The 7,456-nt window shown below is 45.9% G+C and carries 4 protein-coding genes; 1 reads left to right on the forward strand and 3 read right to left on the reverse strand.

Features of this window, described 5'->3' with window-relative positions; genetic code table 11:
• Positions 1–16: 16 nt before the first annotated feature.
• Together DW896_RS11240 and DW896_RS11245 are read right to left on the reverse strand one after the other, a co-directional pair.
• Positions 17–1,543, reverse strand: coding sequence for a RagB/SusD family nutrient uptake outer membrane protein (locus DW896_RS11240; protein ID WP_005834883.1), 1,527 nt, complete (start codon positions 1,541–1,543; stop codon positions 17–19).
• Positions 1,544–1,561: 18 nt separating this feature from the next.
• On the reverse strand, positions 1,562–4,477 hold the full coding sequence (locus tag DW896_RS11245) for a SusC/RagA family TonB-linked outer membrane protein (RefSeq protein WP_371413383.1): 2,916 nt from the start codon (positions 4,475–4,477) through the stop codon (positions 1,562–1,564).
• A 440-nt stretch (positions 4,478–4,917) separates the two neighbouring features.
• On the opposite strand from DW896_RS11245, the gene DW896_RS11250 reads away from it, so the two are divergent.
• Positions 4,918–6,633 (forward strand): DUF6377 domain-containing protein, encoded by a 1,716-nt coding sequence (locus DW896_RS11250; RefSeq protein WP_005824747.1) that lies wholly within the window; start codon positions 4,918–4,920, stop codon positions 6,631–6,633.
• A gap of 421 nt (positions 6,634–7,054) precedes the next feature.
• On the opposite strand, the gene DW896_RS11255 is transcribed toward DW896_RS11250, so the two are convergent.
• The coding region (locus tag DW896_RS11255) for a hypothetical protein (RefSeq protein ID WP_133303685.1) at positions 7,055–7,456 on the reverse strand (402 nt) is incomplete at its 5' end.

Raw genomic sequence — 7,456 nt, forward strand, 5'->3', positions numbered from 1 at the left:
ATATTACTCATTAGTATTAATAGCCCGGGTTCTGTATCAGATTTTCGTTCTGGTCGATGGCTCCTTGGGGAATAGCCAGCAGATAGGAGTTCTCATTGAACAGATTTTCTTGTGCATGGCGGCCGCTGTCTTTGGCGTAAACGGCGTTCATCACTTCTTCTACCTTATTGAGGCGGCAAAGGTCGTACCAGCGCTGTCCTTCAAAGGCAAGCTCCATGCGGCGTTCGTCCATATAAGCTTGGAGCAATGCTTCTTTACTGCTGCGGGTACTTTGTGGAAGTTTGCCCAGTCCGGCGCGGTTGCGGATGCGGTCGATGATGTCGGCTGCACCGTTCAGGTCGGGAGCCTCTCCCATAATTTTTGCTTCGGCTTTGAGGAGCAGGATATCGGCATATCGCAGATAGATAATGCTGTTGAACGCAGAGCGGCATTTGTACATGAAGGCATAATGGTCTGCCGGATAATAGTTGCTCCATCCGCAGTCATACCATACAACAGATTCATTGTAACGTTTCGTGTCTCCTTGCTCTTCATAGAGGCGGATAAGGTCACGGGAAGGGGTAATCCATTTGGCCCAGGTGAAACTTTCATCCCAGTTGCTCAAGTTACGGCCGAACATCCAAGTACACCAGTTGCCGGAGCCGGGAGGAAAGTGGGCTTCGAGAATTGCCTCCTTGGTATTGCGTACCCGGCAGTCTTTTTTTTCCGTATCATACGCCCAAAGGTCGCTGAAGTCTTCCACGAGGTCGAAGCCGTCGGCAGCAAGTTCATCGGCATATTTGATAACCTTTGCATAATCGCGCAGAGGTTTTTCTGCATAGACCTTGGCAAGCATGGCACGTGCCACCGATTTGGTAAGTATGCTCTTGTCTGATGTGTCGTTTGTCGGTGTGTTGGGGTTTTCCACTGCTTCAGTCAGGTCTTTCTCTATTTGGGCGTAAGCCTCTTCAGCCGTATTCTGTGGAGGAAAATAGGTCGGGTACATTTCTTCTACGTTGTCTTCGGTAATGTCACCGCCCACGGTAGTGATGACCGGGAAGTTACCCCATAAGCGTACCATATCGAACATGACCATGGCACGGAATATCTTGGCTTGTGACTGATACTTGCCGCGTTCACTTTCACTGAGTGCCTTGAGCTGGTCACAGCCCACGATGATGCGGTTGGCAACGGCAATGTCGCCTAAGAAACGGTCCCAGTCACGTTTTAGTACAGAATTAGAGCCTTCAATGGAGTTGGTTTCGTAAGGCACCACTTCGGCCCCCGTTGTTCCGGCGTAGGCATTATCGGAATGAGCGTCACCGATAAGCAGTTTGTCGACATACCAGTGCTCCTGCCGGTCACGAAATTTTTTGTGAAGGGTTACCATTGAAGTTTCCACGTCTTGCACACTGTTGAAAATAGGCTTTTCATCAGTTTTGTTCACTCCTTCCGTTACATCCGAGTAGGTGTCTACCGGATTATAGTCCAAGTCACATGAGGTTGCGGTCATTGCCAACAATACACCGCAAGCTATACTTTTATATATATGGTTTAGTTTCATAAGTTATTTCTTCCTTTTTTAGAATTCAACATTGATACCGAAAACGAATGATTTGCTCTGCGGGTAAGTTCCATAGTCGATGCCCTGTACAGAACCGCTGTTGCCATATTGGTTCACTTCGGGGTCCATACCTGAATAGCTGGTCCAGGTCAGCAAGTTGCTGGCGGTAAAGTAAGGCTGTACGCGGCTGATACCCCATTTCTTGAACTGGCGGCAACGGATGTTGTAAGAGAGTGAAATGTCTTTGACACGCAGGTAGCTGCCGTCTTCTACAAAATAAGTGGAGTTCTTGATGTTGAAGTTGGCTTTCGGGACATTCGTAATCTGTCCGGGGATTCTCCAGCGTTTCAATACTTCCGTTGACTGGTTTTTGCCGTCGTACATGCCTTCGGTTTCCATACGGGACACATTGAAGATGTCGTTTCCGTAGCTTCCCTGGATGAAGATGCTCAGGCTGAGGTCTTTCCATGTAAAGGTGTTTGTCAATCCGTAGATGAAGTCGGGGTTCGGGTCGCCGATATAGGTACGGTCGGAAGTGGAAATCTTGCCGTCTTCGTTAAGGTCGCGATAGATCAGGTTACCGGTTTCAGGGTCTACGCCGTCGCTGATGTAACCGTAGAAACCACCCAAAGGACGTCCGGGCTCATTGCGTACGATATTCTCTTTCACCACCTCGGCACTGCTTGCTGCGGTATAGATTTTCTGCAATGACAGCTTGGTCAGCTTGTTCTTATTGAAAGAAATGTTGAAGTCTGTATCCCAGGAAAACTCGCCGGTCAGGTTGTGGGAGTTGATGGCGAACTCGAATCCCTTGTTGGTCATCTCGCCTTCGTTACGGGTGATGCTGGTGGTTGCTGCCGCACCCGCAGGCAGACTTACGTTCATCAACATGTCTGTGGTTTTCTTGTAATAGTAGTCCATGCTGAAGGTCAGTCTGTTGTTCAGTACGGTCAGGTCAAGGCCGATGTTGGTCTGGCTGGTGGTTTCCCATTTCAGGTCACTTGTTCTCAGGTTGGCCTGGCTGATGCCGGGAACAGCATGGTCGTTGCCCTCTTCGAACCACGGTATGCGGTTGATGTTGTAGCGTTGCAGATACGAGTAATCGCCTATGCCGCTTTGGTTACCGGTCTGTCCCCAGCCGCCACGGAGTTTCAGGTCATCAATCCAAGTGATGTCTTTCATGAATTTTTCCGATGAAATGCGCCAGGCAGCCGAGAAGGACGGGAAAATGCCCCAACGATGGTCGGGATGCAGTTTGGACGAACCGTCGGCACGCATGTTCATGGTAAGCATGTACTTGCTGTCATAATTGTAGGACACGCGGGCGAAATAGGAAGAGATAGCCCACTGTGAAGCTCCTGTTCCGGTACCGTCCCATGAAATTTTATTGGCGGCATTCAGAGTCTGTATCTTATCGTCCCGGAAGTGTGAGCCGTTTATCCAGCTGTTGGTATAGTCCGATTTGGTATAGGAAGAACCTGCCATGACGTCGATACCATGTTTCTTGATGTTGGTGTTGTAAGTCAATATATTGTCGAAAACCAATACGGTATTCATGTTTCGGTTGTCGGAAGCTGTACCGAAGCTGTTGCGTCCGTCGGTGGTCGATATTGGATCGAGGAATGTGGTGCTTACACCGTTACGGCGGTCCAGGGCTACGGATGATTTCAACTTCAGGTTGGGCAGAAAGCTGATGGTAGCGGCTCCGGATGCGATGAGGCGGTTCTCCTTGTTCTTGTTGTTTTTCTGGCGGGCCAGGTTTTCCATCGGGTTCATGATATTTACCCCGTAGAAGTTCTTATTGTATTGATTCGGCTTTTCAGGGTCCCAAATAGGAGCATAGGTCGGTGTGTTGATAACCGAGAGGACTACACCGCCACGGTTGGCACCCGTACCGGAAATGATGCCGGTGTTTCCGATATTGTCGGAGTAGGAGATATTGGCACTTACGTTCAGCCAACTGCGTATCTGGTTGTCAATGTTGGCACGGAAGCTATATCGTTTGAAGTACGTGCCTTCCAAAATGCCTTTTTCATTCAGATAACCGGCAGAGAGGAAGTATTTCATCTTTTCGTTTCCGTTAGATACGGACACCTGGTAGTTTTGGGTCTGTCCGGTTTTGTAAACTTCATCAAACCAGTCTGTCTGGTCTGTTAGACCTTCAAGGGCAGCGGGGTTGACAGCCCCGATTTCTTCCTGTAACTCACGGTATTGTTCTGTATTCAGGGCATCCATGCTCTTGGCTACTTTCGTCATACCATATTGTACGTTCAGTGCCACTTTGGCATTGCCTTCTGCTCCGGCTTTGGTCGTAATCAGTACCACACCGTTGGCTGCACGCGAACCATAGATGGCTGCCGATGAGGCATCCTTTAGGATAGAGAGACTTTCAATGTCGTTGGGAGAGAGAAAGTTGATGTTGTCCACGGGCACACCGTCCACTACGTAGAGCGGGTCGTTGCTGCCGTTGAATGAGGTGGTACCACGTACGCGGATGCTCATGCCTCCGCCCGGTTCACCGCTGGGTTGCATAACCGACACGCCGGCTGCTTTGCCTTGCAGGGCTTGGGCTGCCGATACAATGGGGCGTTGGTCCAAATCCTTTGTAGAAACCGTGGATACGGCTGTGGTTACGTCTTTACGCTTCACACTTCCATAACCGATAACTACCACTTCGTCCAGCAGTTCGTTATCTTCCTGCAATGTGATATTCATGTTGGTGGTTGCTTTTACCTCTATCGTTTTGTAGCCGATGAAGGATATTACCAGTGTGGCATTCTGTCCTACACTCAGGGAAAACTCCCCGTCCAGATTGGTAACAACACCGTTGGCGGTACCCTTTTCCAATACGGATGCGCCAATGACCTCCAGGCCTGCAGCATCTGTTACTTTACCCGTAGCTGTCAATCGTTGGGCAAATGCATTTGTTGACATTAGCAGTACGAGTAATGTCAAAAGGAGCTTGTAACTCCGCGTAAGAAGATTTCTTGTAATCATTCTCATAGTACTTTAATTGAAAGATTTAATTTATTATTAGAAAAGTATGTCCTAATAGAGATTGGTGGTTTTCCATAGTACACTTTTCTTTCTGTGCTGCAAAGATAGCGGACAACCCTATTCGTCCGATAGGCAGGTAATATGGAGAAGTAAGTCTGTGTGAAATGTAAATATCAGATATATAATAAGTTGTATTCTTGCTGATTACTGTGTAAAGTAAAGGTCGGCCACTATGGAAGGAGGTCTGTATATACTGTTTTGTCGCTTTGAGCGGTCGAAATATCTCTTAAATTTCATGTACTTTTTAGGGTGGAGGTAGTTTATGTTTAGATAGATTAATTTATCTTTGTGCTCTCAGCCTTATATAGATAATAGAAATGAAAAGAAAAATCATAGCTTTACTATTTTTGCTGATGGGGTGTACCTTTCTGAATGCGGCACCTTACAGTGAAAAGATAAAAGAACTGCTGGTGCGTCTTGATTCTCTGATTGCGCAAAAAAACACGTTTGCTATGCTTAAAGAGGCGAAGATTGCCCAGTTGCACAAGTTGCGAAAGGATGTGCGTACTTTGGAGGAGAGATATTGGCTGAATAAAAATCTTTATGATGAGTATTGTGTCTATAATGCCGATTCTGCAATGAATTATGTGGCAGGCAATTTGGACATAGTTTATAAGCAGAATGATAAATACCGGCAGATGGAGTGGAAGATAAAAAAGTCTTTTCTGTTGGCTGCCACCGGTCTGTTGAAAGAAGCCCAGGATGAGTTGGACGGAGTCTCGGGCGGTTCGCTCCCCAAAGAATTGTTAGTGGACTATTACGGACAAATGTTGTATCTGTATTCGCATTTCAATCAGTATACCGGTAGTGAAATGGGTACTTTGCATGAACATTATGCACAGTTGGAGCGTGTTTACAAGGACTCTTTGAATATGGTTCTTACCCCTGAAGACCCCTTGTTCTTGTGGTATAAAGGGCAGGTAGTACAAGGTACGGACAGTATGTATGTTTTTAAAGAACGTTTGCAGAAGGGAATTCTTAATTCTGCATTCGACACTCGGCGCGATGCCATGAATGCTTACGTGCTGGCCTGCTTTTATCGCGAGTCCGATGAGCAGGAAAATTATCTGACTTACCTGATATATTCTGCTATGGCCGATGTACGTATCTCCAATAAAGATATTGCTTCGTTGGAAGAGCTGGCGGGGGTACTTTTTAGTTTGGGTGATATTGACCATGCTTATGTCTACATGAGTTACTGCTTGCAGAATGCCTTGGCATATCGGAACCGGGTGAGGGTAGTGGGCATCTCTGCGGTGCAGGACACCATTCATCAGATCTATCAGGAACGTAATCAGAGGCAAGAAGCGCGGTTACGTATGTATTTGGTACTGGTCAGTGTCTTGTCTTTGATATCCTTGTTTGCCTTCCTATATATATACAAGCAGATGAAGCGGTTGAAGCAGTCGCGCCAACAGCTGAATGAGGCAAACAACCGCTTGAATAAGCATGTGGAAGAGCTTTCGAAAATGCACGGACAAGTGGCAGAAACGAATGTACAGCTTACTTCTTTGAATGAACAGTTGAGGGATACCAATAATCAGCTTCGTGAATCCAACTATGTGAAGGAGGAATACATAGGTTATGTCTTTTCCATTTGTTCCAATTATATCAGTAAGCTGGATGAGTATCGGAAAAATATCAATCGTAAGCTTAAGGCAAACCAGTTGGAGGATGTGAAAGCATTAACCGATACTCATTCTATGGCACAGAATGAGTTGAAAGAGTTCTATCATAACTTTGATGCTATCTTCTTGCACATTTATCCGGATTTTGTAAGTGACTTCAATGCCTTGCTCCATCCTGACGAGCAGATTGTGCTAAAAGATGGTGAGTTACTGAATACGGAATTGCGCATTTATGCTTTGGTGCGTTTAGGTATCACTGATAGTGTGAAGATTGCCGAATTCTTGCATTATTCACCTCAGACCGTTTATAATAATCGTTTGAAAACACGTAATAAGGCTATCATTCCTCGGGAAGAGTTTGCTGCCGTTGTGCGTTCTTTGGGTAGGGCACAGAAGTGGATTTGATAAAGGCTTCTACTGATTGTCGCAGTATGGTGCGTAGATGACACCTAAGAGTTAGGAAAAAAACTGCGATGTACTACCTTGTTTTTCTCTAAAAACTAATCTTTCCACAGCAATGTTCTTTTCTTACCACAGCTGTGGAAAGAAAGAAACGCGGGTGTGGTAAGAAAGAAACATATCTGTAGTGAGAAAAGTTGTTCAGTAGTTCTCGTTTAGTATCCGGGCTTTCCGGATGTAGCCTTTCGCAGGTTTATTGTCAGTTCTCTTTGGGCTCCTCAAGCGTGGTGCCGGCCGTTCAGTGGTCTATGTCAAGGGGTGAACTTAGTATATTCCGATGCGCGCGCGTATATATATAATGTGTCCCCTTCCTTCCTGCCTTTCTTTCCCTTTAAAAAACATGCTTTAAAACATATCTATCAATCAGCTAGTTATGAAAAAGTTCACGTAAACCCTCAAAAAAAGCTTGTATATATTTTGCAGATGTCCGTAAAAGCGCTACTTTTGCATCCGCTTTCGGGAACGAAGGCGGCGATGTTTTGACATTCTGACAGTAAAACGGAGCGGTAAGCTTCCATTTTTCTCTTCTTTGCCATAGGTTTCTTTCGGAACTTCGGTCTTGGAAAAGAAAAATGAAAAAAACTTCCGGAAACATTTGGAAGTTATGCTTTAAAGTTCTTACCTTTGCACCCGCTTTTGAAAACGAAAGCAGCGCGAGTTGACATTCTTCTTTCAAGAAACGGTGACCGGGTTTTTCTTCCTTTTTCTTTTTGCCTCCCTTTCGACAAGAGAGACGACGAGGAAAGAGAAAAAAGAAAAATAAAAAAAA

This window comes from Bacteroides sp. AM41-16, from assembly GCF_003603495.1.
GTDB lineage: Bacteria > Bacteroidota > Bacteroidia > Bacteroidales > Bacteroidaceae > Bacteroides > Bacteroides uniformis.

Coding starts and splice junctions, on each gene's coding strand:
- DW896_RS11245 (WP_371413383.1), bottom strand. CDS start 4,477: ATGTCAACAAATGCATTTGCCCAACGATTGACAGCTACGGGTAAAGTA.
- DW896_RS11240 (WP_005834883.1), bottom strand. CDS start 1,543: ATGAAACTAAACCATATATATAAAAGTATAGCTTGCGGTGTATTGTTG.
- DW896_RS11250 (WP_005824747.1), top strand. CDS start 4,918: ATGAAAAGAAAAATCATAGCTTTACTATTTTTGCTGATGGGGTGTACC.